Source organism: Allobosea sp. TND4EK4, from assembly GCF_900156025.1.
Classification (GTDB): Bacteria; Pseudomonadota; Alphaproteobacteria; order Rhizobiales; family Beijerinckiaceae; genus Allobosea.
Window position 1 is genome coordinate 210,842 of record NZ_FTMO01000003.1, and the last position, 24,483, is coordinate 235,324.

Genomic DNA, 24,483 nt, shown 5'->3' on the forward strand with positions numbered 1-24,483 from the left:
TCATCCCGCCAGCCTCGGAACACCGACGCTCCATTAGATCGTCGAGTCCGCGCATTACGCAAGTGCAGCAATGGTGCGTTATCGGCCAATTCTTCTGCATGCGGCGCAGAAGGGCATGCGCCGCGCGCCTAGCGGACTAGCCAACGCCCAGGGACTTCAGCTTCCGGTGCAGGGCCGAGCGCTCCATCCCGATGAATTCGGCGGTGCGGGAGATATTGCCGGAGAAGCGTGCGATCTGCGCGATCAGGTATTCGCGCTCGAAGATCTCGCGCGCATCGCGCAGCGGCAGGCTCATCAGCCGCTCGCCGCCGCTGCCGGACGGCGTCGTCGGCACCATCGCGCCGACCTCGGCGGGCAGCATCTCGACGGTGATCTCGGCGTTGGGATCGCCCTTGGTCAGGATCATCAGCCGCTCGACATTGTTGCGCAGCTCGCGGACGTTGCCGGGCCATTCATGCGACTGCAGCACGGCCATGGCGTCGGAGCCGATGCGGCGCTTGGGCAGGCCGCTGGCGACGGAGATCTGGTCCATGAAGAACTCGATCAGCTCCGGCACGTCCTCGCGGCGCTCGGAGAGCGGCGGCACCTTGATCGGAACCACGCCGAGCCGGTGGTACAGGTCCTCGCGGAACTGCCCGTCGGCGATCAGCCGGGCAAGATCGCGGCTCGACGAGGAGATGATGCGCACATCGACATGGACGCGCGTCGCCCCGCCGACACGCTGGAAGTTCTGGTCGACCAGCACGCGCAGGATGCGGTTCTGCGTCTCGCGCGGCATGTCGCCGATCTCGTCGATATAGAGCGAGCCGCCATGGGCCTCCTCGAGCGCGCCGACGCGGCGCGAGCGCCCGTTCCCGCCCTCGATGCCGAACAGCTCCTCCTCCATCGTTTCGGGCGTGATCGTCGCCGCGTTGATGACGACGAACGGCCCGGAGGAGCGCGTCGAGGCCTCGTGCAGCGTGCGCGCCGCCAGTTCCTTGCCGCAGCCCGGCTCGCCCGTGATGAGCACGCGGGCATTGGTCGGCGCGACGCGCTCGACGGTCTGCCGCAGCTGGTTGATCGTGGTCGAGCGGCCGACGATGCGGCTCGCCTGGACGGAGCGGGTCTTCAGGTCGCGCACCTCGCGCCTCAGGCGGGACGCCTCCAGCGCACGTTCGGCCACCAGCACCAGCCGGTCGGCCTTGAACGGCTTCTCGATGAAGTCGTAGGCACCGCTCTTGATCGCCGAGACGGCGGTCTCGATGTTGCCGTGGCCGGAGATCATCACGACCGCGAGGTCGGGGTTGCTCTCCTTGATCAGTTCCAGCACCTGCAACCCGTCGAGCCGGCTGCCCTGCAGCCAGATGTCGAGGAAGACGAGGTTCGGCCGCCGCGCGGCGATGGCGGCCAGCGCCTCGTCGGCGGAGCCCGCCTTGCGGGTGCGGTAGCCCTCGTCTTCCAAAAGGCCGGCGACCAGATCGCGGATATCGACCTCGTCGTCCACCACCAGGATGTCAGCACTCATAGGCTTGTCCTATTCTTGTTGTTGTCGCGGTCTGAGCCCAAGGAGCCGTTGCGGGCGCCCTCCGCGCCGCTTTCGGCCTCCTGTACCGGGCCAGTTTCGGGGAACCAGAGCCGGATGCGCGCCCCGCGCGCGCCGTCGGGACGGTCGAGCAGCTCGATGCCGCCGCCATGGTCTTCGAGAATCTTGCCGACGATGGCGAGGCCGAGCCCGGTGCCGCCCTCCCGGGTCGTCATATAGGGTTCGAGCAGCTTCTGGCGCTGCTCCTGCGGCAGGCCCTTGCCCGTGTCGGTCACGTCGATGACGATGCGGCCGTCCTCGCGGCGCTCGAAGCGCACATCGATGCGCGCCTGCCCTTCCCGCTCCTCGGCCGGTACGGCCTCGATCGCCTCCGTCGCATTCTTGATCACGTTGGTCAGCGCCTGCGAGATCAGCCGGCGGTCGAAGCGCGCCTGCACGGCGTCATGCGGCAACTGCTCCTCGATCGTCGTCTCGGGATTGCCGACGCGCCAGAGGAAGACGACCTGCCGGACGGTCTCGACGATGTCCTCCCGCTGCAGCGACGGCTTCGGCATCCGCGCGAAGGAGGAAAACTCGTCGACCATCCGGCGGATGTCCTCGACCTGCCGCACGATCGTATCGGTGCACTGGTCGAAGACGTCCTTGCCTTCGACGATCACCTTGCCGAAGCGCCGCTTGATGCGCTCGGCCGAAAGCTGGATCGGCGTCAGCGGATTCTTGATCTCGTGGGCGATGCGCCGCGCCACGTCCGCCCAGGCCGCGGTGCGCTGCGCGGAGACGAGGTCGGTGATGTCGTCGAGCGTGACGACGAGGCCGGCGCCGAGACTCTCGCCCTCCCGCGTCGCGCGGACATTGACCATGCGGTCCTGCCCGCCGCGGGAGATGACGACCTGGCCCGCGCTCTGGCGCATCCGGCCATGCAGCGCCTCGGCGACGAAGCTGGCGAGCTCGGGAGCGATCTCGACGATCGGCTTGCCGAGCAGTCGCCCTCCAGTGCCGAGCAGGGCCTCGGCGGAGCGGTTGATGATGGTGATGTGGCCTTCGCTGTCGAGGCTCAGCACGCCCGACGAGACGCCCGAGAGAACGGTCTCGGTGAAGCGACGGCGGCGGTCGATGACGCCGCTCGCGGTGACGAGCCCGTCATGCTGGCGGCGCAGCTCGGCGGTCATCTTGTTGAAGGTCTCGCCCAGATGGGCCAGGTCGCCCTCGGAGCGCTTGATCGGCACCTGGACGTAGAAATTGCCGCTCGAAACCTGATCGGTCGCGTGGATCATCCGGCGGATGGGCGCGACGAGCCGGTTGGCGAAGCTCAAGCCGAACCAGATCGCCGAGAGCAGCAGGATCAGGGCGATCAGCGCGTACATCGAGGCGAAGGCGACCTGCACACCCTTTCGCCGCGCGTCGATGGCGAGGTACTCGACCGCCGCGCCGCGCGCCACCGCCGGGAATTCGACGGCGAGCGGGTCGACCTCGCGGGCGGTGTAGAGATAGCTGCCCTCATAAGTCGGCAGCTTCATCAGCGTGCCGAAGACGCGGCTGTTGCGGGGAATGACGCAGATCGGATCGGGCGCCGCCTGGGCATCCTCGAATGCCGCCTTGTCGGGCATCGGCGGATTGCGCAGCACGTCGATATTGGCGCGCGCGATCACCTTTTCCGGAGGCTGCATGACCATCGCGACGGGGACGCCGAGCGAGGTCGCGCGGGCCGTCAGGAAGCTGTCGAACCAGCGTCGGTCGGCGTCGAAGGCCGGCTTGGCGCGCGTCAGGTCGTCGGCAAGGATGCGGATCTCGCGGCCGAGCGACTTGCACTGGCTTGCCGCATAGGCGTCCGCGACCTCGACCGACTTGAAGACGGCGTCGCGCATCCGGTCCGAGAACCACGGCTCCAGCCCGCGCTCGATCGTCACCGTGGCGATGATCGCGACCAGAATCGCCGGCAGCGCCGCGATGAAGCTGAACAGCCCGACGATTCGGACATGGAGCCCGGCTGCGGCGGCGCCGGCCTTGCGCGCGCGGATGACGACGGCGGCCTCGAAGATCACGATCACCAGCAGCGCGATGATCAGCAGCGCGTTCAGCACGAAGACGCCGATCACCACCTCATGCACGGGCGCGACCGGCGTCGAGCCGGACAGCACGAGGAAGGTGAGCAGCGCCGAAACCAGCGCCAGGACGACGATGCTGCCGCCGATCCAGCCTGAGACGTGGCGCTGCTTCTCCTCGGCGCGCGGCACGATCCTGGCGTCACTCACGGAAACCGACACGATCTCTGACAACCTCGCTGGCGGCGCGGCACCCCTTTGCCACGCGGGAGCGCTCACTGATGCGCCGCCGCAACGGTGTTGTCAAAATATGACATGGGCAAGGCGCGGGAGGAGAAACCGAGCCACGCGTCTGCGAATGAGGCTCAGGGTCCGTCCTCACGAGCGCAGCGAAGCAATCCAGCGGACGGGGCGACCGCCGATCCCGGTCCCCGCTGGGTTGCTTCGTCGCTGCCCCCTCGCAATGACGCCGCCCGGCTGATCCCCGGCCTCAGCGCGGGGTGCGGACGACCTGCATGTCGAGCTCGCGGATCTTCTTGCGGAGCGTGTTGCGGTTGAGGCCCAGCAGCTCCGCCGCGCGGATCTGGTTGCCGCGCGTGGCCGCCAGCGCCGCCGCGATCAGCGGCGGCTCGATCTCGCGCAGGATGCGGTGGTAGAGCCCCGGCGGCGGGATGTTGTCGCCGAAGCCGCCGAAATACTGGCCGAGATGCCGCTCGACGGAGCCGGACAGTGTCTCCGCGCGCTCAGGCGCCGCCGTGCTCGAGCCCCCGAAGCTCTGCGTCGCATTGGCCGGCTGCAATTCCGCCTCGACGATGGGGGCGGTGATCGTCTCCTGCGGGTAGAGCGCCGCCAGGCGACGCACCAGGTTCTCCAGCTCGCGGACGTTGCCGGGCCAGCGATAGCGCCGCATCACGTCCATCGCTTCCGAATCGACCTGCTTGCGCGGCAGCCCCTCCTTCTCGACCAGCGAGAAGAAGTGCCGGACGAGATCCGGAATGTCCTCGACCCGCTCGCGCAGGGGCGGCAGACGGATCGGCACGACGTTCAGCCGGAAGAACAGGTCCTCGCGGAACAGCCCCTGCGCGATCGAGATGCGCAGGTCCTTGTTGGTGGCGGCCACGATGCGGACATTGGTCTTGATCGGCGTGCGCCCACCGACCGTCGTGTATTCACCCTGCTGGAGCACGCGCAGCAGGCGCGTCTGCGCCTCCATCGGCATGTCCCCGATCTCGTCGAGGAAGAGCGTGCCGCCCTCGGCCTGCTCGAAGCGGCCCGAGGACCGTGTCAGCGCGCCGGTGAAGGCGCCCTTCTCATGGCCGAACAGCTCGGATTCGATCAGGTCCTTCGGGATCGCAGCCATGTTGATCGCGACGAAGGGACCGTTCTTGCGCTTGCCGTAGTCGTGAAGCGCGCGGGCCACCAGTTCCTTGCCGGTCCCGGATTCGCCGTTGATCATCACGGTGAGGTCGATCGGCATCAGCCGGGCGAGCGCGCGATAGACGTCCTGCATCGCCGGAGAGCGGCCGACCAGCGGGATGTCCTCCGGCTCGGCCGGATGGGCGCGGGCGGCGTCACCGCGCGGGCGCGACAGGGCCCGGCCGACGATCGCCACGAGCTCCTTCAGGTCGAAGGGCTTGGGCAGGTATTCGTAGGCGCCGCGCTCCGAGGCCTTGATCGCCGTCATGAACGTGTTCTGCGCGCTCATCACGATGATCGGGATGTCCGGCCGCACGCGCTTGATGCGCGGCAGCAGGTCGAAGGCGTTGCCGTCCGGCATCACCACGTCGGTGATGATGAGGTCGCCCAGCCCCTGCGCGGCCCAGGTCCAGAGCGTCGCGGCCTGGCCGGTGGTCCTGACCTCGTAGCCGGCCCGCGCCAGCGCCTGGTTGAGCACGGTGCGGATCGCGGCATCGTCGTCGGCGACGAGTATGTTTCCGGTCGGCATGATCTGCTGTCGGCCTTACGTTGCCTGCCCCGGCCGCTGGTGCAGGGGCAGGAGAATCCTGAAATTCGTCCGGCGAGGGGCGGACTCGCATTCGACGATGCCGCCGTGATCGCCGATCACCTTGGCGACAAGTGCAAGTCCAAGGCCACTCCCCTGCGCCTTCGTCGTGACGAACGGATCGAACAGGTGCTGCAGCAGATCGGACGGCACGCCGGGACCGTTGTCGCGCACGCCGATCTCGAGCGGCAGCGCGATCCGGTCATGCGAGCCGGGCACCTGCATGCGGATGCCGGGACGATAGGCGGTGGTGAGCGTGATCTCGCCGTCGATCGCCTGCTCGCCGATGGCTTCCGCCGCGTTCTTCACCAGGTTGAGCAGCACCTGGACGAGCTGGTCGCGATTGCCGGCGACCGGCGGCAGGGAGGGGTCGTAGACCTCGCTGAAGCGGATGTGGCGGGCAAAGCCCGACTGTGCCAGCCGCTTCACATGGTCCAGCACGTCGTGGACGTTGACCGCGTCGCGCTCGCTCGGGCGCTCGTCGCCGAAGAGCTCGACGCGCTCGACCAGCTTCACGATCCGGTCGGTCTCGTCGCAGATCAGCTGGGTGAGCATCCGATCCTCGTCGGACAGCGCGCCTTCCAGCAGCTGCGCCGCCCCGCGAATGCCGGAGAGCGGATTCTTGATCTCGTGGGCGAGCATCGCGCCGAGCGCCGTGATCGACCGCGCTGCCCCCCGATGCGTCAATTGCCTGTCCATTTTTTCGGCAATTGTCCGTTCTTGCAGCATAACGACCACCGCCTCGCCGTCGCTGGGCAAAGGAGAGGCAAAAACATCGACGATGCGCTCGAGGCCGAGGCGAGGCGAGCCGAGATCGAGCCGGTATTCGCTGACGCTTGCACCGCGCCGTTGCACCTCCTCGATCAGGGCCAGAACCGGAGAGCCGAAGGCGATCAGGTCCACGATGCGCTGGCGCTTCAGCAAGGCCGCGCTGGACTGGAAGAAGTCCTCCGCCGCGGTGTTGGCATAGAGGATCGCCTGCCCCTCGCCGACGACGAGCACCGGCATGGGCAGCACATTGAGCGCCTGCAGCTCGATCGGCCCCAGCAGATAGGGCGCGCCGTGCCCGGCATCCTTTTCGGAGAATATCACCGTCATCCTATCGACTCCGGTTCAGGCCGCTCGGCGGCCGCGATCGGTGGAGAACAGCCCCGCCAGCGCCTCGATGACGCGGCGTGGCTCGTCGCTGGTCAGCAGCACGCGCCGTCGTTCGGCATCGGGCTCGCAGCCTTCGGCCAGAGCCTCGTCGGCATAGGCGGCGAGATGCTTGCGGGCATGGCGCACGCCATGGGCGATGCCCATCAGCGCCAGCAGTCCCTCGTAATGCTCGCTCGCGACCGCGAGCTTTTCAGACAGGCTCGGCCGGGCGAAGGGCAGCCCGTCCAGCGCCGCGCCGATCTCGCCCGCCAGCCAGGGGCGTCCCAGCGCGGCCCGCCCGACCATGACGAAATCCGCCCCGGACTGGTCGAGGCAGGTCCGCGCATCGGCCGCGTCGGCGATGTCGCCATTGGCGACCAGCGGAAAATCGCCGGCGGCGCGCACGGCGGCGATCGCGCGCCAATCGGCCGTGCCCTTGTAGAATTGCTGCCGGGTGCGGCCGTGTACCGTGATCATCCGCGCCCCTGCCGCGACGGCCCGGGAGGCCAGCTCAGGCGCGTTGCGCGAAGCGTCGTCCCAACCCAGCCGCATCTTGACGGTGACGGGAATGGTCACGGCCGTGACGGCCGCCTCGACCAGCCTGACGGCGTGATCGAGATCGCGCATCAGCGCCGAGCCCGCCCAGCCGCCCGTCACCTTCTTGGCCGGGCAGCCCATGTTGATGTCGACGATCGCCGCGCCGTTCGCCTCGGCCAGCCGCGCGGCCTCTCCCAGCCAGTGCGGATCGCAGCCGGCGAGCTGGACCACATGCGGCGACACGCCCTGCCCCTCGGCCCGGATGCGCGCTTCCTCGCTGCCGCGCACGAACTCGTCCGACGCGACCATCTCCGACACCACGATGCCGGCATCGTAGCGCGCGGCGAGCCGGCGCATGACGATGTCGGTCACGCCCGACATGGGCGCGAGGAAGGCGCGGGACTGGATGGGGATGCCTGCGATCTGCAACGCTAGAAGCCCGCTTTTCAGGCAGTTCATGACCTGGCTATTTATTGGACAATGCTGCACCTGCGCAAGCGCCTTGATGCCGACGCTGCACTGCATCGCATGTGAGGCCTCTGCACGATGCCGCGAGACCTGCTATGGCAGCGCCGATTGAAGCCTCAACCTTGCCGAGCGTCCGTGCCTGCCATCGCCCAAGCCACCCCTTCCGTCGCTGCCCTGATCGTCGCGGCCGGCCGCGGCCTGCGGGCAGGCTCAGGGGAGCCCAAGCAGTATCGGCGGCTCGGCGGCCGCCCGGTGCTTGCGCAGGCGCTGGCGCCATTTCTGGCAGAGCTGGCGATCGCCCGCATCGCGGTCGTCATCGGCGAAGGCGACGAGGAGCGCTATGCGCAAGCCGTCGAGGGACTCGATGCTGCCCGCCTGACGCATCCCGTCATCGGCGGCGCAACGCGGCAGATTTCCGTCCGCCTCGGCCTGCAGGCGCTGTCGCGCGACGGTTTCGAAGGGACCGTCCTGGTCCATGACGCCGCCCGCCCCTTCGTCTCGGCCGCTCTCATCCGCGATGCCCTCGCGGCGCTGGCCGGCGAAGACGTCGCCGCGATCCCTGCCCTGGCCGTCACCGATACGATCAAGCGCCTGGACGATTCCGGCCGCATCGCCGAGACGCCGCCACGCGACCGGCTCGTCAGCGTGCAAACGCCGCAGGCCTTCAGACTGGCGCCGCTCCTGGCCGCGCATGAGGCGGCAGCCGGCCAGGGGCTCCACGGCTTCACGGACGACGCCGCGCTGATGGAATGGGCCGGCCATCCCGTGACGACGTTCGCCGGCGACCCGGCCAACATCAAGCTCACCCATCCGCAGGATTTCAGGGAGCGTGACCGCATGGACAGCCGCCCGCTCGTGACCCGCGTCGGTACAGGCTACGACGTCCATGCCTTCGGGCCAGGCGACCATGTCTGGCTCGGCGGCGTGAAGATCGATCATGACCGCGGTGTCGTCGCCCATTCCGATGGGGACGTCGCCCTCCACGCCCTGACCGACGCGCTGCTCGGCGCGCTCGCCGAGGGCGATATCGGCACGCATTTTCCACCGAGCGATCCGCAATGGCGCGGCGCGGCCTCGTGGCGCTTCCTTGCCTTCGCGGCCGAGCGGGTCCGGGCCCGCGGCGGGCGGATCGACCATCTCGACCTGACGATTATCTGCGAGGCCCCGAAAGTGGGCCCACATCGCGACGCGATCCGGGCGGCCATCGCCGCCGCGACCGGCGTGACGCCCGGCAAGGTTGCGATCAAAGCCACGACCTCCGAGCAGATGGGCTTCACCGGCCGCCGCGAAGGGCTCGCCGCGCTCGCCACCGCGACCATCCGCCTGCCCGAGGAGGATTGAGCATGTTCGATGAGGAGATCACCGCACGCGCCGGCGAATTGCTCGCTTTGGGGCTGAAGCACGGCGTCACCGTCGCGACGGTCGAATCCTGTACCGGCGGATTGGTCGGCGGCGCGCTGACGGCCATCGCCGGTTCCTCGGCGCTGGTGATGGGCGGGCTCATCACCTATGCGAACGAGGCGAAAATCGCGCTGGCGGGGGTCCCGGCCGATCTGCTCGCGGCCCACGGGGCCGTCAGCGAGCCGGTGGCGCGGGCGATGGCGGAGGGCGGACGTGCACGCCTCGCCAGCAGCTTCGCGGTCGCGATCACCGGTGTCGCAGGCCCCGGTGGCGGCAGCGCCGGGAAGCCGGTCGGCTTGGTCCACTTCGCTTGTGCCGGTCCCCGGGGGACGCGCCATCGCGAGCGCCGCTTCGGGCCGCTGAGCCGGGACGAGATCCGCCGCCTCAGCGTGATCGAGGCGCTCGACCTGCTGCGCGAGACGATGCCGGGGGAGGACGCCTAAGCCGTTGAGCCGTCATTGGGAGGCGCAAGGCGACGAAGCAATCCAGGAGGACCGGGTCGGCGCGATTGCCAAGCCCCCTGGATTGCTTCGCTCCGCCCGCAATGACGGGTCAGCCGCCTCTGGCCGGGACCGCCCCTCGCCCATAGACCTCGTCGGCCCGGCGCTCGAAGGCCTCGGAAAACTTGCGGAAGGCCTTGTCGAACATCGCGCCCATCAGCAGGCCGAGCATGCGGCTGGCGAACTCGTAGGAAATGAAGAACCCGACGTCGCAGCCCGTGTCGTTCGGCTTGAAGGTCCAGCGGTTCTCCAGATGCCGGAACGGCCCGTCGACATATTCGACGAGAATCTTGAGGTTTTCCGGATCGAGCGTGACGCGGCTGGTGAAGGTCTCGCGGATCGCCTTGTAGCCGACGCTCATATCGGCGACGAGCACCTCCCCGCCGCCTTCGCGCGGCGTGCGACGACGCACCACCAGCCCCTCGCAGAGCGGCAGGAACTGCGGGTACTTCTCGACATCCGCCACGAGCGCGAACATCTGCTCGGGCGAATGCTTCACCCTGCGGGTGCTGTTGAACATCGGCATGGCGAAGGCCTTCTCAGCCGCGGCTGTTGTGGCCGATCCCGACCTGGGCGTCGCGCGCGGCCCGCAGCCGGGCGAAATCCTCGCCGGCATGGTGCGAGGAGCGGGTGAGCGGCGTCGAGGAGACCATCAGGAAGCCCTTGGCGTAGGCGATGGTCTCGAAGCTCTTGAACTCGTCGGGCGTGACGAAGCGCATCACCGCGTGATGCTTGCGCGAGGGTGCGAGATACTGGCCGATGGTCATGAAATCGACCTCCGCCGAGCGCAGGTCGTCCATCAGTTGCAGAACCTCGTTCCGCTCCTCGCCGAGGCCGACCATGATGCCGGATTTGGTGAAGATGGTCGGGTCGAGTTCCTTCACCCGCTGCAGCAGCCGCAGGGAGTGGAAGTAGCGGGCACCGGGGCGAACCTTGAGATACCGGCCCGGCACGGTCTCGAGATTGTGGTTGAAGACGTCGGGCTTGGCCGCCACGACGACCTCGAGCGCCCCCGGCTTGCGCAGGAAGTCCGGCGTCAGGATCTCGATGGTGGTGCCCGGCGAGGCCTGGCGGATCGCCTGAATGACCTCGGCGAAGTGCTGCGCCCCGCCATCCTTGAGATCGTCGCGGTCGACCGAGGTGATGACGACATGCTCCAGCCCGAGCTTGGCGACGGCCTCCGCAACCTTGCGCGGCTCCTCTGCATCGAGCGGCAGCGGCACGCCGGTCTTGACGTTGCAGAAGGCGCAGGCCCGCGTGCAGGTGTCGCCCATGATCATGAAGGTGGCGTGCTTCTTTTCCCAGCACTCGCCGATATTGGGGCAGCCGGCCTCCTCGCAGACCGTAACCAGCTTCTCGGCCTTCACGATCGCCTTGGTCTCGGCCCATTTCGGCGAGCCCGGCGCCTTGACGCGGATCCAGTCCGGCTTGCGCAGGACCGGGTTTTCCGGCCGCTTCTGCTTCTCCGGATGGCGGATCTCGGCGGCCGGCTGCGGCGCAGCGGCTTTCGGATTGCCGGCATTGGGCCGCGGATCGCGGTTCAGCAGGTCGAGGACGAGCGCCATATCGGGTCCAGACTTGGAAACAATCTGCCGGCAGGCCGGCAGGGACTAGCTAATCCCCCCGGCCTCGCATCGCAACTGCCGGGCCTTGCGTCACTCTAGCGCCGTGCCGCGTTCCAGATCGCGATGACGATGACGGCGCCGGCCACCGCGGCGGCGAGCGTGCGCCAGAAGCCGAAGATCGGGACCTGGAGCAGCTCCGCCAGCTTGGTGCCGACGAAGGAGCCGGCCACGCCCACCAGCATGTTGGTCAGGAGGCCGTGATTGGCGGAGGCGATCCGCTCGGCGATCCAGCCCGCGAGGATGCCGATCAGCAGCGTCATGAAGAAGCCGTAGCCCGGCTGGGCCATGGTGGCGGCGAAGTTTTCCATCGGTAGTCCCCCGAGATGCGGCCGCCCGCAGGCGCCTGCGCGACGATACCGCTTAGGCGATGAAGCGCGCCAGAAGAATGACGAGGATGGCTCCGAACACGGCCATTCCCGCATCGTCGAGAAAGCCGTAGCCGGTGTTCAGCCGCCAGCCGGTGAGCCTGACGATGCCCTGCCCGACCAGCATGCCGAGCACGCCGACGACGGCGTGGCGGATCAGGCCGCCGCCCCGACCACGAGGCTGGCGGCGAAGCCGATCACCATCCCGGCCGCGACCGTCGGGACGATCACGCTCCAGTCGAGCGGCAGGGTCGTGCGCGGCGGCAAGATTTCGACCTCCTCGTCGCGGACGATGCGGTCGGGCTTGGGAGAGCGGCGGGTTCTCGGTGCCATTGCGGCATTATGGGGATGAGCGGCGGGAAAATCGAGTGTGCTGCCGCGCTGCTTCGGCACCCCGGAACGGAGACCGTTGCGTGTCGCATCATGCATGACGGGAGCGCTCCTCACCGTCTTGTCGAACCGCGTGAGATGTCCGAAGGGCATGCGCGCGATTCATCCCGCAACCGATGCACCCCGCACGCGATTCATGCCGCAGAGGATTTCCTGATGACCCTGGCGAATGGCCGGCCGCTTCTGGCGATGCCGGGACCGACCAACATGCCCGACCGGGTGCTGCAGGCGATGATGCGGCCCGCCGAGGAACTGGCCTCGCCCTCGATCACCGGCATGACGGATTCGATCCTCGCCGATCTGAAGCGCGTCTTCCGCACCAGCGGCGAGACCTTCATCTACGCCGCCAACGGCCATGGCGGCTGGGAAGCGGCTTTCACCAACGTGCTCTCGCGCGGCGACAAGGTTCTGGTGCTGGCGAGCGGGCGCTTCGCCATCGGCTGGGGCGAGATGGCCGGCATGATGGGCGCCGATGTCGAGATCCTGCCCGGCAGCTGGCGGGAGGCGGTCGATCCGGCGGCGCTGGAGCAGCGCCTTCGGGCCGATGCCGGCCATGCGATCAAGGCGGTGATGACCGTGCAGATCGACACCGCGTCCGGCGTCGTCAACGACATCCCGGCCATCCGCCGCGCGATCGACGCCGCCGGCCACCCGGCTCTGCTGATGGTCGACGGCGTCGCCTCGATCGGCTGCATGCAGTTCGAGATGGATTCCTGGGGCGTCGATGTCGCGATGGGCGCCTCGCAGAAGGGGCTGATGGGCTCGCCGGGCCTTGCCTTCGTCGCGGCCAACGCAAGGGCGCTGGAGGCCCATCAGAGTGCCGACATGCGCAGCGGCTACTGGGACTGGACCGGGCGCCTCACCGGCCTCGGCTACATGAAGCATTGCGGCACGGCGCCGGAGCATCTGCTCTTCGGCCAGCGCGCCGCGCTCGACATGCTGTTTGAGGAGGGGCTGGAGGCGATCTGGGCCCGCCATGCCACGCTTGCCGCCGCGACCCATGCGGCCGTGGAAGCCTGGTCGGCCGGCGGCGTGCTCGGCTTCGGCGTGCCCGAGGCGGCGCAGCGCGCGCCTTCGGTGACGGCCGTGCTGACGCAGGGCGTCGATCCCGCCATCATCACCGATTTCGCCCGCGACGTCTGCGGCGTCTCGCTGGGGCTGGGCATCGGCGACTATGCCGACCGCGCCTTCCGCATCGCGCATATGGGCCATCTCAGCGCGGGAGCCCTTCTGGGGGTGCTCGGCGCGGTCGAGCTGGCGCTGCAGGCGAAGGGCATCCCGCATGGGGCGGGCGGCGTGACGGCGGCGATCGCCAGCCTCGCCAAGGCGGTCTGAGCGACCTCGTCGACCGCGGGGTTTGCGTCAGGTCAAAGCGCGGGCCTTCGATATCTGATTGAGGCGGCATCCAGGACTGCCGCCAAGCCCGAGACGAGGTCGCCCCGCCCATGACGCGAATTGCCAATACCGCCCTGCGAGCCAAGGTCACGACGGCGGAGGCCGCCGCCGCGCTGATTCCCTCCGGCACGACGCTCGGGCTCAGCGGCTTCACCGGCTCGGGCTATCCCAAGGCGGTGCCGCTGGCGCTGGCGGCGCGGATCGAGGCGGCGCATGCCGCCGGCCAGCCCTTCCGCGTCAAGGTCTGGACCGGCGCCTCCACCGGGCCGGAGCTCGACGGGGCGCTGGCGAAGGCGGACGGCATCGAGTTCCGCCTGCCCTACAATTCCGACCCCATCGCCCGCGCCAAGATCAACAGCGGGCAGATGGAGTATATCGACATGCACCTGTCGCAGGTCGCGCCGATGGCCTGGCAGGGCTTCCTCGGCCGCCTCGACGTCGCGGTGATCGAGGTCACCGGCATCAGGGCGGACGGCGCGCTCATCCCCTCCTCCTCGATCGGCAACAACAAGACCTGGCTCGACCGGGCCGACAAGGTGATCCTCGAGGTCAATCGCCGGCAGAACCCGCTGCTCGAAGGCATGCACGACATCTATTACGGCACCGCCTTGCCGCCGAACCGCGTGCCGATCCCGCTGCTGCGGCCGCAGGACCGCATCGGCGTGCCGACGCTGCGCTGCGACCCGGAGAAGATCATCGCTATCGTCGAGACCGAGGCGCCCGACCGCAACCTGCCCTATGCCGCGCCCGACGACACCGCCGCCGCCATTGCCGGCCACCTGATCGAGTTCCTGCGCCACGAGGTGGCGAAGGGCCGGCTGCCGGCCTCGCTGCTGCCGCTGCAATCGGGCGTCGGCAACATCACCAATGCCGTGCTCGCCGGCCTGCTCGACGCGCCCTTCGAGGGCATGACCTCCTATACCGAGGTCATCCAGGACGGGATGATCGACCTCCTCGACGCCGGCAAGCTCGTCTTCGCCTCGGCCACCGCCTTCTCGGTCAGCCCGCAGGCGGCGGAGAAGCTCGACCGCGACATGGCACGCTACCGCGACCGGATGCTGCTGCGGCCGCAGGAGATCAGCAACCACCCCGAGCTGGTGCGCCGCCTCGGCTGCATCGCCATGAACGGGCTGATCGAGGCCGACATCTACGGCAACGTCAACTCGACCCATGTCATGGGCTCGGCCATCCAGAACGGCATCGGCGGCTCCGGCGACTTCGCCCGCAACGCCTTCGTCTCGATCTTCATGACTCCCTCGACGGCGAAGAAAGGCACGATCTCGGCCATCGTCCCGCAGGCCAGCCATGTCGATCACGTCACGCAGGACGTGCAGGTCCTCATCACCGAACAGGGCCTGGCCGATCTGCGGGGCCTCAGCCCAAAGCAGCGCGCCAAGGTGATCATCGCCAACTGCTCGCACCCCGCCTACCGGCCGATGCTGGAGGACTATCACCGCCGCGCGCTGGCCGGCTCCTACGGCCAGCAATCACCCTGCCTGCCGGGCGAGGCGCTGTCCTGGCACCAGCGCTTCATCGAGACGGGGTCGATGTTGGGGTGAACGGGGGGGTGGGCGGTGGCTCGGCAGCGCTGCGGAGCCACCGCTAAGCCCCAGGGCGATCTGATTCCAGCCTCGACAAAGGCGAACCATATCTCTACGTCAGCCGGCGTCGCCAAAATCGGCGACAATGGAGCTGTTCATGTTTCGAACCCTCGTTGTTTCGGCTGCGTTCTTCGCAGCGCGGGTGGTCACCAGCGCGCATGCTCAGAGCGACTACCCTTTTAAGCTTCACAATCGTTCCCAAGGCTGGACCATTACTGGCTTTCAGACGTTTATGAATGGGACTTGGAGCACCAATTGGCTGACCGCTCCGGTACCCTCGGGCCAAGCTGTCGGCATGGACTGGAAGAGTAACGCCGGGCCCTGCACAGTGCGTTTCCGGGTCCAGTGGGCCGATTACGAACCGACCGAGCATCGGGCCGATTTCTGCAAGCTCAAGAACCTTTACATGCTGAACGAAGGCATCCGGACAGACTGATCTTCCGGGTCGGGTTACTGCATTCATCTCACCCCCACCGCTCGCCCGGTGGGGTCTTCATTCAGGCAGTGCGCCGACCTAACCTGGAACGGCTGTCTAACTCGCTGGCAAGCGAGCGCTATGCCAGATCATCTCCCAGCGTTGCGGGCTCGCAATCAGCCATAACCGAGGTCAGGGATTCGGGTGCTCCACCGGGCGCCCCAGCACCGCCTGCGCCATCCGGTCGAGCAGGATCGCCAGCAGCACGATGGCGAGTCCGCCGACGAAGCCGAGGCCGGGGTCGGCGCGCTGGAGGCCGAGCAGGACGGTCTCTCCCAGCCCCTTGGCGCCGATCATCGAGGCAACGACGACCATCGCCAGCGCCATCATGATCGTCTGGTTGAGCCCTTGCAGGATCGAGGGACGCGCCAGCGGCAGCTCGACCAGCCACAGCGTCTGCCAGCGCCCGAGGCCGAGCGCGCGGGCCGCCTGCACCAGTTCGCGGTCGACGCCGCGCAGGCCGAGTTCGGTCAGGCGGGCGAAGGGCGGCAGCGCGTAGATCAGCGTCGCGACCAGCGCCGGCGCCCGGCCCAGCCCCAGCACCATCGCCACGGGGATGAGGTAGACGAAGCTCGGGATCGTCTGCATCAGATCGTAGAGCGGCGCCAGAACGCGGCTCAGCCGCGGCAGCCGCGCCGCGGCCATGCCGAGCGGCAGCCCGATCAGCAGCACCAGCAGCACAGAGACCGTGATCAGGGCGAGCGACTGCATCGCCTCGGTCCAGACGCCGAGCATCGCGATCAGCAGCGGCAGCAGTGCGATGCCGATGGTGAAGCCGAGGCGGCGGCTCGCGGCCCACGCGCCCAGCCCGACCGCCACGGCGAAGAGGGGCGCCGGCACCAAAGCCAGCACCGTCTCCAGCCCGCGAACCGGCGCCGTCAGCGCAGCGCTGACACCGTCGAGCCTGTCGCCATAGCCCGTGACCACCGCATCGACCGCACGGTTGACCGCGCCTTGCAGCGCCTTGCCGAGATCAGGCAGAAAGCCATCCGTCACAGGCCGGACGCGACCTTCTGGGCGATCTCGGCCGGAACCCACTTCTTCCAGACATCGGGCTGCGTCTTGAGGAAGACGAGCGCCTGCTGCTCCGGCGTGACGCCCTTCTCGCGGGCCTCCGCCAGCATCTTCGAGGTCAGTTCGCTGCTGGTGGTGTAGGCCTTGAGGAAAGCGGCGAGCTGCGGCGCCTTCCTGACGAACTCGACATTCGCACCGTTCACCACCTTGCTGTCGGGATAGGCGGTGGCGCGCTTGGGCGCATCGCTCGCCTTGAGGTCCGCCCAGATCGCGGGATCGAAGGCCGGCTCCTGCAGCTTGACGAGGTCATAGGCGCCGACGAGCCAGCTCGGGCCCCAGTAATAGAACACCACCGGCCGCTTGCGCTTCATCGCCGCCTCGATCGCGGCGACCAGCGCCTCGCCCGAGCCGCCGCGGATATTGGTGAAGTCGTTCGCAAGACCATAGACCGCGAGCTTCTTGGTGTTGATGCCCTCGCAGACCCAGCCGGCGACGCAGTTGTAGAAGCGTCCCTTGCCGGGCTCCTCCGGATCGGCGAACAGCTCCTTGTAGCGCTTGAGGTCCTCGACCGATTTCAGCTCCGGCGCCTTCGCGTCGGGGCCGGAGACGAGGTAGCGCGGCACGAACCAGCCTTCGTTCGCATCCGGGAAGGTGGTGCCGAGCGGCTCGACCTTGCCGGCCTCGGCCGCCTTGACCCAAGCCTCGACCGGGTTCGCCATCCAGATTTCCATGATGACGTCGACATCGCCGCGCGCCAGCCCGTTGACCAGCGGCGCGACCACGCCCGGCACGCGCTCGACCTTGCAGCCATAGCCCTTCTCGGCGATGGCGCCGGCGACGGCGGTGTGGAAGGCGGCGGAATCATAGTCCAGGCCGGCCATTTTCAGCGGGCGGCCGAGCTCGCAGGCGCCCGCCGCGCCGCCCCAGGCCAGTCCCGCCGCCACCAGCGCGGCTCCCCAAACGGCTTTCATCCTCGTCGCTCCCCCTGCTTCCTGTAGCACCCCGAAGGCCTGCGTCCCCGCCCGCACGCGACCGGCGCTCGCGAAGCAACGCAGGACAGTGCCGGATGATCCGTTGCCCTTGCAAGGATTGCGCAACCGCGCCGGATGCACCATCTCCGCTCCTGCCATCGACTGTCAGGACAAGGCGGCTCAGGCCGCCGGTCGCGTGGTAGTCATGCCGACGAAAACCGGATCGACAGCTCCTCCCAGGGGCTGGCGCCGCCGGGCATTTGACCTATCTTCAGGCCTTCTCCGACACGGACGCCCCGATGGCTCGCAAGACCAAACCCGCCGCTGCGCAGTCGGCTGCCGAACAGGCCGCCGCGCTGGAGACGATGTTCGACCGCAACGCCGGCTCGGTCGCCGACCGCAACAGCCGCGCCATCACCGTGCGCGGCGCGCGCGAGCACAATCTCAAGAACGTCGATCTGGCGATTCCCCGCGACAAGCTCGTCGTCTTCACCGGCCTCTCGGGCTCCGGCAAATCCTCGCTCGCCTTCGACACGATCTATGCCGAAGGCCAGCGGCGTTATGTCGAGAGCCTCTCGGCCTATGCCCGCCAGTTCCTCGAGATGATGAGCAAGCCCGATGTCGACCAGATCGACGGGCTCTCGCCGGCGATCTCGATCGAGCAGAAGACGACCTCGAAGAATCCGCGCTCGACGGTCGGCACCGTCACCGAGATCCACGACTATATGCGCCTGCTCTGGGCGCGCACCGGCATTCCCTATTCGCCCGCCACCGGCCTGCCGATCGAGAGCCAGACCGTGCAGCAGATGGTCGACCGGCTCGCCGAGCTGCCGGAGAAGACGCGCGGCTACCTGCTGGCGCCGGTGGTGCGCGGCCGCAAGGGCGAGTTCCGCAAGGAGATGGCGGAGTGGCTGAAGCGCGGCTTCCAGCGCGTCAAGGTCAATGGCGAGTTCTACGAGATTTCCGACGCGCCGAGCCTCGACAAGAAGTTCAAGCACGACATCGACGTGGTGGTGGACCGGATCGTCATCCGGCCCGACCTCGGCGCGCGCCTGGCGGATTCGCTGGAGCAGGCGCTGGAGCTGGCTGACGGCATCGCCGTCTTCGAATATGCCGACGCGAAAGAGGAGAACGGCGATGCCCGCCGCATCACCTTCTCGTCCAAATTCGCCTGCCCGGTCTCCGGCTTCACCATCCCCGAGATCGAGCCGCGGCTGTTCTCGTTCAACAATCCGTTCGGCGCCTGCCCGGTCTGCGACGGCCTCGGCCACGAGATGCGGATCGACCCGGACATGATCGTGCCGGACCATTCGCTGACGCTGAAGAAGGGCGCCATCGCGCCCTGGGCCAAGTCGACCTCGCCCTATTACGCCCAGACGCTGGACTCGCTCTCGAAGCATTTCGGCTTCTCGATGACGAAGCCCTGGTCCGAGCTGCCGGAGAGCGCCCGCAAGGCGATCCTGTTCGGCACGGGCTCCGAGGCCGTGCGGATGTCCTATAATGACGGCCTGCGCGCCTATGAGGTGAGGAAGCCCTTCGAGGGCGTCATCACCAATATGGAGCGGCGCTGGAAGGAGACGGAGTCGGACTGGGCGCGCGAGGAGATCGGCCGCTTCATGTCCGAGACGCCCTGCGCCGCCTGCAACGGCTATCGCCTCAAGCCCGAGGCGCTGGCGGTGAAGATCGACATGCGCCATATCGGCGAGATCTCGAAGCTCTCGGTCAGGGACGCGCTGGACTGGGTCAGCGCCCTGCCCTCGCGCCTCACCAAGAAGCAGAACGAGATCGCCCCGCGCATCCTCAAGGAGATCCGCGACCGGCTGACCTTCCTGCTCGATGTCGGGCTCGAATACCTCACCCTCGCCCGCGCCTCGGGCACGCTGTCGGGCGGCGAGAGCCAGCGCATCCGGCTCGCGAGCCAGATCGGTTCGGGCCTCACCGGCGTGCTCTATGTGCTGGACGAGCCCTCGATCGGCCTGCATCAGCGCGACAATGAGCGCCTGCTCGGCACGCTGCGGCGGCTGCGCGATCTCGGCAACACCGTGATCGTGGTCGAGCATGACGAGGACGCGATCCTCACCGCCGATTACGTCGTCGATGTCGGCCCCGGCGCCGGCATCCATGGCGGCGAGATCGTCGCCAAGGGCACGCCGCAGGACATTCTGGACGATCCGAACTCGCTCACCGGCAAATATCTCACCGGCGAGATGTCGGTCGCGGTGCCGGCCAGGCGCCGCAAGGCCTCGAGCGGCCGCAGCCTCAGGATCGTCGGCGCGCGCGGCAACAACCTCAAGAACGTCGATGTCGAGATCCCGCTCGGGCTCTTCACCTGCATCACCGGCGTCTCCGGCGGCGGCAAGTCGACGCTCGTCATCGACACGCTCTACAAGGCGGTGGCGCGCAAGCTCAACGGCGCGATCGAGCACCCGGCCCCGCATGACCGCATCGAGGGGCTGGAGCATCTCGACAAGGTCATCGACATCGACCAGTCGCCGATCGGCCGCACGCCGCGCTCGAACCCGGCGACCTATACCGGCGCCTTCACGCCGATCCGCGAATGGTTCGCCGGCCTGCCGGAGGCGAAGGCGCGCGGCTACCAGGCCGGCCGGTTCAGCTTCAACGTGAAGGGTGGCCGCTGCGAGGCCTGCCAGGGCGACGGCGTCATCAAGATCGAGATGCACTTCCTGCCGGATGTCTACGTCACCTGCGACGTCTGCAAGGGCAAGCGCTACGACCGCGAGACGCTGGAGGTGAAATACCGCGACAAGTCGATCGCCGACGTGCTCGACATGTCGGTCGAGGAGGCCAAGGGCCTGTTCAAGGCCGTGCCCTCGATCCGCGACAAGATGGAGACGCTGGCGCGCGTCGGCCTCGACTACGTCAAGGTCGGCCAGCAGGCGACGACGCTCTCAGGGGGCGAGGCGCAGCGCGTCAAGCTCTCCAAGGAACTCTCGAAGCGCGCCACCGGCCGCACGCTCTACATCCTCGACGAGCCGACGACCGGCCTCCATTTCCACGACGTCGCCAAGCTCATGGAGGTGCTGCACGAGCTGGTCGACCAGGGCAATTCGGTGGTGGTGATCGAGCACAATCTCGAGGTGGTGAAGACCGCCGACTGGGTGATCGACATGGGCCCCGAAGGCGGCGACGGCGGCGGCGAGGTGGTGGCCGAGGGCACCCCGGAAGACATCGTCCGCATCGGCAAGGGCCATACCGCACGATTCCTGAAGGAGGTGCTGGAGCGGCGGCCGATCAAGAAGGGGAAGGCGGTGGCGAGGGAAGCGGCGGAGTAGAGCGCGGTAGCATCGATCAACCGATCCAGTTGATTGGTATACGACTAATCGAGCACCAAACAGCCACACAACGATCTCATGGCGCACTAGCTAATTGCATCCGCCCTTGTTAGGTTACGATTACGACAGCAGTCTCTGGAACACGCGAATGAAATACTTTCGCCCTATTAATGCTAAATCGTATTATGACCCCCCTGCCGCCTGATCAGCATAGCTGTGGCGACATCTGGTCAAATCTTCCTTCAATGGGACTAGTATCTGATTTAGAATTAATCGCCGGCATAACAATAACACCCGCGTGCGATGTAAGTAATTTCAAGAGCGAAACCATCACATTTTTACCTATTGTTTCAATACAACAGTACCTATCGACATTAAGTATGCTGCCTACGGTCAGGCGGAAGCTAATAGAGCGCCTGACGTCTGCAGGCATTGTATCTGGCATAAATTGGCCTGAACCCGGCTATGAACCTCCACATGAAGGATCTATAGACCTTGAGATCATAAGACTGTCACAGATTCTCCAAGATCAAAAAACGAAAGAAAAACATAGGGCCCACATCGAGAGAGCATTAGCGGGATTACGAATTACAAAGAATTGCTGCTCCACTCAAGATAGAGAAGCAAATATTGCTGATTATGATAAACTTTACGGCAGCGAGTGGAGCGAAATAAAAGAGCAGATAGTCAAAAACTCTTTTAGAAGCGACATTCATTTTCTTCCCAAAAGTGACAACAGCGATATTTCTTATGGCCTCGCGCAACATAGCGTAGCCTTGATGCGATATCCAATTACAGTTCCATCAGAAATTCTTACGCGCGCAATATCTACGTCGGAGCAATCATGGCCCGAATTCTTAAGTTCCTATCGATCAATTAGCACAGCATCAGTATTGTTTTCAAAAGCAAGGCCGATAAAGATATCTTCGTTAAAGTCACAATTTATGTCAGATTTGTTATCGCGATTTACATCTTTATTTAGCCGAATTGGATCGCCTGATTTTTCGAAATTTACAATTACGAAATACTGCGCGGAGATCGAGTGATGGACAAATATTTAGCCCTGAGTCAACAAACTTGCTCTTGGCTTCTTTCGCAGCGGCCAGTCCTGACGGCTCTATATCAGAGTCTAAGCGAGGATAATTTAAATGCCCTTGCGAAGGCGGAGTTTGTCGCCGGCCCGTTTCGAATGGCTGGCGCTATTGACGGACGGTTAATTGCAGGGTGGAATCGTGAGTACCTGAGCGGCACAGGCAATGAAAACTGGGGAATCATTAGACTTACCGGTACCTTTGGGCTGCTTGAATTAAAAGAAATTAGCCAGCAAGTATTTGAACGTCAGATTTATTTATTTAATCAGAGACTCCAAGGATTAATCGTCGATGGAGATTTTATACACCGCACTTGGCCGAATGGATCGCAAACTTGCTTAGCAGGCCGAGGTAACGAAGCTCGCCAAAATTCTGTTTGTTACTTTGAAGGCGGGCCGGGATATGGAGGATTGAACGCAAGGGCTTTGATCTGTATTGGCCCCGGATATGACTTCGATCAACTCCAGAAATCAATCCAGTCGGAAATGCCTCGTCTGGCGGAGTTAGCTGCACTCGCCGACGGCCTCGTCGACATTAAGCGACGCCCTCTTCTGGATTCGCCGAGCCTTCAACCACTGAGATCAGCGCTCGTAGTGGGACAGCAGGCATCCCTGCAATTCGATAAAGTAAAGCTAAGTGCTGAATTTCATCCCAGTCAATCTAACATTTCATCTTATGAGACAGTCCACTGGAGCTACGAACATTGGATCGCCAGCGGCTCGCTTAATGATTCGCAACGACGAGTTCTAGAATCAGACGTTTTACTCAAACACCCAGTTCGTGTGATTGGCCCAGCGGGTTCAGGAAAAACATTGTTGATGCAACTTCTAGCTATGCGTCACCTCAAAGCAGCACAAGAGCAGAGCGATAAAATCAAAATACTGTATGTTGTTCACAACGCGCCTATGGCGACATCTGTATCAGATCGTTTTCGCGTCCTTGGAGGCGAAGAGTTCCTAACAAGCTCTAATCAATCTCTTAAAATAACGACTTTAGCAGATTATGGGAGACAGGTTACCGGCTTAACGGAAGACATGATTATTGATAAGGATGCGCATGAAACAAAACAGTTCCAGCTTACGCAAGTGCGTAAATCGCTCAGAGAAGCGCTATCAGCAAACTCAGCGCGAATTGATCAGAGCCCGCTACTGAAGCAAGTTACAGAAAACGATTCTCTTTTCGCGGTGTTTTCAGCACTCGTGGTCGCTGAGATTTCCAATGCGATCAAAGGTCGTGGTCTCGTCGATGATGAGAAGCGTTACGTTCATTCCGAAACGTCACTGAGCCGACTTCATGGAGTGTTAAATGTAAACGAACGATCAGTCATTTATGATTGTTTCCGTAGATATCATACCGCGATTTTCGAAGAATTTGAGTTATTAGATTCGGATGATGTCGCTATCACCCTTGTTGGACGGCTTAGAACTCCACTTTGGGATCTTAAGAGAAAGAAGGAGGGATTTGACTATATATTCGTTGATGAAGCTCAACTGTTCAATGAGAACGAGCGTAGAATTTTCGCATACCTATCCAACGCGCACACGAAACATGTACCAATCGCTCTTGCCTTGGACGAGGCACAAGACATATTCGGTTTTTCTAGTGCCGGACTTGCAACGCTCGGCATCAAGGATGTCGAGAACGAAAGCTTACCTTCTAACCATAGGTCGACAAAAGAGATCGTCGATCTTGCCTTCCATGTCATCCAGCAAACAACTGATTTATTTTCGTCAGATTTCCCTGATTTTGAGACGATTGAGCAGGCAATGGTACCATCAAACCATCAGCTTGCGAAACGCCCAGCGATCATCAGGTGCAGTGACGATCAGCCTAATTTTGGACGTTTTGTAGTCAAGCAGGTGCAAAAAATGCGCGCCAGCAATGTCAGACAGATTGCGGTAGTTTGCCACGCAGAATTATACTGGAGCGATCTTGTAGACGCCTTCAAAGCTTCCGGCCTGCCACTGCACATCATTGAGCAAAGAGGCGAAAAAATAGTTCCTGACCAACCTCTTGTTGTTCTGAGCCGCCCTTCTTTCATAGGCGGACAAGAATTTGATGCAGTTTTATCGGTTGGACTCGAGCAGGGTGTTGTGCCGCCGCGCATTGTTGACAATGCCACACTGGCCGCCGCCGTTGAGCAACAAGTACTAAGAGAAATATATCTAGCTATAACGCGCGCAAGATACAGATTTGCTATAATGCTGAACAAAGCGGCGCTTCCGAATTCAATCGTTGAGGATGCTATGTTAGCGCGCTTGATCGATCAAGCATAGCTCAACTGAACGTTAACTTTGACCTTCCGATAATACATCATCGGAAGAGCGTTCGAATTTTCACTTATCCCCGCTCTCCCAACCTCCCCCATACTCCCCTCGCCCATCACCCGAACGGGGCGGCCATCCGGAGGTGTGCCAATGGCTGGGTGAAGGGTCGGCGCCTGCGGGCGGGGGTCACGCCCTGCTCCCGGGAGGCTTCGGGGCACCGCCCTGGGGGTACTACGGCCCCTGCGCGAGGAGCTCGCTGGACGGACGGCGACGCGGGAGGTGGCTCGCGAGCGCGGGAGCGACGAGGCCGTGTCGGGCCGGCGAGGGATCAGCCCCTCCCACACCCCGACATCCGCGGCCGGACGCGCGACCGGCGCAGACGAGGCA

The 24,483-nt window shown here is 65.1% G+C and carries 20 protein-coding genes; 8 read left to right on the forward strand and 12 right to left on the reverse strand.

Annotated elements, in window-relative coordinates; translation table 11 throughout:
• Positions 1-136 precede the first annotated feature (136 nt).
• The 5 genes from BW981_RS08505 to dusB all read right to left on the reverse strand — a co-directional run bounded on the left by BW981_RS08505 (position 137) and on the right by dusB (position 7,765).
• A complete protein-coding gene (locus BW981_RS08505) occupies positions 137-1,504 on the reverse strand; it encodes a nitrogen assimilation response regulator NtrX (protein ID WP_076438104.1) in 1,368 nt (455 codons plus the stop codon).
• Positions 1,501-3,774, reverse strand: coding sequence for a sensor histidine kinase NtrY-like (locus tag BW981_RS08510; RefSeq protein ID WP_076438106.1), 2,274 nt, complete (start codon positions 3,772-3,774; stop codon positions 1,501-1,503). Before BW981_RS08510 ends, BW981_RS08505 begins: the two co-directional genes overlap by 4 nt.
• Before the next feature lie 280 nt (positions 3,775-4,054).
• Positions 4,055-5,509: a nitrogen regulation protein NR(I) gene (gene ntrC / locus BW981_RS08515; protein ID WP_076438108.1), complete on the reverse strand. Its 1,455-nt coding sequence runs from the start codon at positions 5,507-5,509 to the stop codon at positions 4,055-4,057.
• Between the two features lie 15 nt (positions 5,510-5,524).
• The gene (locus BW981_RS08520) at positions 5,525-6,664 is read right to left on the reverse strand and encodes a two-component system sensor histidine kinase NtrB (RefSeq protein WP_139333685.1); all 1,140 of its coding nucleotides are present in this window, start codon (positions 6,662-6,664) and stop codon (positions 5,525-5,527) included.
• A gap of 15 nt (positions 6,665-6,679) precedes the next feature.
• Complete coding sequence (gene dusB / locus BW981_RS08525) at positions 6,680-7,765, reverse strand: tRNA dihydrouridine synthase DusB (RefSeq protein ID WP_244560270.1); 1,086 nt, start codon at positions 7,763-7,765, stop codon at positions 6,680-6,682.
• Between the two features lie 78 nt (positions 7,766-7,843).
• Here dusB and BW981_RS08530 point away from each other — a divergent pair, with 78 nt between their 5' ends.
• On the forward strand, positions 7,844-9,049 hold the full coding sequence (locus tag BW981_RS08530; RefSeq protein ID WP_076438112.1) for a bifunctional 2-C-methyl-D-erythritol 4-phosphate cytidylyltransferase/2-C-methyl-D-erythritol 2,4-cyclodiphosphate synthase: 1,206 nt from the start codon (positions 7,844-7,846) through the stop codon (positions 9,047-9,049).
• Between the two features lie 2 nt (positions 9,050-9,051).
• Positions 9,052-9,552 carry a CinA family protein gene (locus tag BW981_RS08535; protein ID WP_076438114.1) on the forward strand — a complete coding sequence of 167 codons (501 nt, stop codon included), beginning with the start codon at positions 9,052-9,054 and terminating at the stop codon, positions 9,550-9,552.
• Between the two features lie 109 nt (positions 9,553-9,661).
• Here the strand turns inward: BW981_RS08535 and BW981_RS08540 are convergent, their stop codons facing one another.
• From BW981_RS08540 to BW981_RS08555, 5 genes are all read right to left on the reverse strand, one after another.
• Positions 9,662-10,135, reverse strand: coding sequence for a type II toxin-antitoxin system RatA family toxin (locus BW981_RS08540; RefSeq protein ID WP_076438116.1), 474 nt, complete (start codon positions 10,133-10,135; stop codon positions 9,662-9,664).
• A gap of 13 nt (positions 10,136-10,148) precedes the next feature.
• Positions 10,149-11,174 carry a lipoyl synthase gene (lipA, locus tag BW981_RS08545; RefSeq protein ID WP_076438117.1) on the reverse strand — a complete coding sequence of 342 codons (1,026 nt, stop codon included), beginning with the start codon at positions 11,172-11,174 and terminating at the stop codon, positions 10,149-10,151.
• 95 nt (positions 11,175-11,269) lie between these two features.
• Positions 11,270-11,542, reverse strand: coding sequence for a GlsB/YeaQ/YmgE family stress response membrane protein (locus BW981_RS08550; RefSeq protein ID WP_076438119.1), 273 nt, complete (start codon positions 11,540-11,542; stop codon positions 11,270-11,272).
• Positions 11,543-11,594: 52 nt separating this feature from the next.
• Entirely contained in the window at positions 11,595-11,726 is a 132-nt protein-coding gene (locus tag BW981_RS23620) for a hypothetical protein (protein ID WP_280174193.1), read from the reverse strand.
• 29 nt (positions 11,727-11,755) lie between these two features.
• Positions 11,756-12,082 (reverse strand): hypothetical protein, encoded by a 327-nt coding sequence (locus tag BW981_RS08555; RefSeq protein ID WP_076438121.1) that lies wholly within the window; start codon positions 12,080-12,082, stop codon positions 11,756-11,758.
• A 63-nt stretch (positions 12,083-12,145) separates the two neighbouring features.
• On the opposite strand from BW981_RS08555, the gene BW981_RS08560 reads away from it, so the two are divergent.
• The 3 genes from BW981_RS08560 to BW981_RS08570 all read left to right on the forward strand — a co-directional run bounded on the left by BW981_RS08560 (position 12,146) and on the right by BW981_RS08570 (position 15,421).
• On the forward strand, positions 12,146-13,324 hold the full coding sequence (locus BW981_RS08560; RefSeq protein WP_076438123.1) for a pyridoxal-phosphate-dependent aminotransferase family protein: 1,179 nt from the start codon (positions 12,146-12,148) through the stop codon (positions 13,322-13,324).
• Positions 13,325-13,434: 110 nt separating this feature from the next.
• Positions 13,435-14,943: an acetyl-CoA hydrolase/transferase family protein gene (locus BW981_RS08565; protein ID WP_076438125.1), complete on the forward strand. Its 1,509-nt coding sequence runs from the start codon at positions 13,435-13,437 to the stop codon at positions 14,941-14,943.
• A gap of 139 nt (positions 14,944-15,082) precedes the next feature.
• On the forward strand, positions 15,083-15,421 hold the full coding sequence (locus tag BW981_RS08570) for a hypothetical protein (RefSeq protein WP_076438379.1): 339 nt from the start codon (positions 15,083-15,085) through the stop codon (positions 15,419-15,421).
• A gap of 171 nt (positions 15,422-15,592) precedes the next feature.
• Here the strand turns inward: BW981_RS08570 and BW981_RS08575 are convergent, their stop codons facing one another.
• Together BW981_RS08575 and BW981_RS08580 are read right to left on the reverse strand one after the other, a co-directional pair.
• Complete coding sequence (locus tag BW981_RS08575; protein WP_076438127.1) at positions 15,593-16,456, reverse strand: ABC transporter permease; 864 nt, start codon at positions 16,454-16,456, stop codon at positions 15,593-15,595.
• Positions 16,453-17,445 carry an ABC transporter substrate-binding protein gene (locus BW981_RS08580; protein ID WP_076438129.1) on the reverse strand — a complete coding sequence of 331 codons (993 nt, stop codon included), beginning with the start codon at positions 17,443-17,445 and terminating at the stop codon, positions 16,453-16,455. The genes BW981_RS08575 and BW981_RS08580 overlap by 4 nt, the downstream gene beginning before the upstream one ends.
• 299 nt (positions 17,446-17,744) lie before the next feature.
• Between BW981_RS08580 and uvrA the strand changes: the two genes are divergently transcribed.
• The 3 genes from uvrA (at position 17,745) to BW981_RS08590 (ending at position 24,105) form a co-directional block, all read left to right on the forward strand.
• The gene (gene uvrA / locus BW981_RS08585) at positions 17,745-20,738 is read left to right on the forward strand and encodes an excinuclease ABC subunit UvrA (protein ID WP_076438381.1); all 2,994 of its coding nucleotides are present in this window, start codon (positions 17,745-17,747) and stop codon (positions 20,736-20,738) included.
• Between the two features lie 185 nt (positions 20,739-20,923).
• Positions 20,924-21,784 (forward strand): hypothetical protein, encoded by an 861-nt coding sequence (locus tag BW981_RS22530; protein ID WP_139333687.1) that lies wholly within the window; start codon positions 20,924-20,926, stop codon positions 21,782-21,784.
• Positions 21,784-24,105 (forward strand): UvrD-helicase domain-containing protein, encoded by a 2,322-nt coding sequence (locus BW981_RS08590; RefSeq protein WP_076438131.1) that lies wholly within the window; start codon positions 21,784-21,786, stop codon positions 24,103-24,105. Before BW981_RS22530 ends, BW981_RS08590 begins: the two co-directional genes overlap by 1 nt.
• Positions 24,106-24,483: the final 378 nt, after the last annotated feature.